This window comes from Pseudomonas sp. NPDC087690 (genome assembly GCF_044743175.1).
Taxonomy (GTDB): domain Bacteria; phylum Pseudomonadota; class Gammaproteobacteria; order Pseudomonadales; family Pseudomonadaceae; genus Aquipseudomonas.
Genome location: NZ_JBIUVX010000089.1, coordinates 1 through 929, shown reverse-complemented (window position 1 = coordinate 929; position 929 = coordinate 1). Strand labels below are relative to the sequence as shown.

Genomic DNA, 929 nt, shown 5'->3' with positions numbered 1-929 from the left:
AGGCGACCTTGATCATCACGTCACTATTACGCTCCAGCGACATGAGGTGATAGAACACGGTGAACTCGGCGTCGCTCGGCAGGCCTTGACGCTTGGTGCGCAGACGCTCGTCCACGCCGTGCAGGTCATAGAGCATGACGTACGGCTTGGGCAGGTTGCGCAGGAAAGTCAGGACTTCAACGAGCCTGGCGCGCGCAACCCACAGCACCGGCATGCCGGTGCGGGTCGACTGAGCGGTGAACGCTTCGGCGCCAAAACGGTTGTTCAATTCAACGACCACATCCTGGTCGTCTGCCTTATAAGGCGGGATGTACAGAGCGCTGCCTGTAGTCATGGTTATTTTTTCGCTTTCGGTCAACGTAAAGAATGAAGCCAGCTTCTCGTTTCTTTTTTAAGAACAGATCTGGATCAGACTTCGTCAGGGCTGCGCAGATTGGTGACTGCGATTCGCTGTTCGCGGCGCTGTTCCTTCTGCGAAGGCATGTCGGCGCGATAAACGCCTTGATCACCAACGACCCAGGAAAGCGGACGACGCTCCTGTCCAATCGATTCCTGCAACAGCATCAAGCCTTGCAGAAATGCTTCTGGACGGGGCGGGCAGCCAGGTACGTAGACGTCCACGGGCAGGAACTTGTCCACCCCTTGAACCACAGAGTAGATGTCGTACATGCCACCGGAGTTGGCGCACGAACCCATGGAGATAACCCACTTCGGCTCGAGCATCTGCTCGTAGAGACGCTGAATGATCGGCGCCATCTTGATGAAGCAGGTACCGGCGATAACCATGAAGTCGGCCTGACGCGGCGATGCCCGGATCACTTCGGCGCCAAAGCGCGCGATGTCGTGGGGCGCCGTGAAGGCGGTGGTCATTTCCACGTAGCAGCACGACAGGCCGAAGTTGTACGGCCACAGGGAGTTCTTACGTCCCC

2 protein-coding genes are annotated in these 929 nt (G+C 57.8%); both read right to left on the bottom strand.

What is annotated here, in order from left to right; all coding sequences use genetic code 11:
• Positions 1-334 (bottom strand): NADH-quinone oxidoreductase subunit C (locus tag ACIPIZ_RS29370; protein WP_401169003.1); only part of this gene is annotated, 334 nt, incomplete at its 3' end.
• A 74-nt stretch (positions 335-408) separates the two neighbouring features.
• Positions 409-929, bottom strand: a 521-nt coding sequence (locus tag ACIPIZ_RS29365; protein WP_401169000.1) for an NADH-quinone oxidoreductase subunit B, incomplete at its 5' end; no start/stop codon positions are given.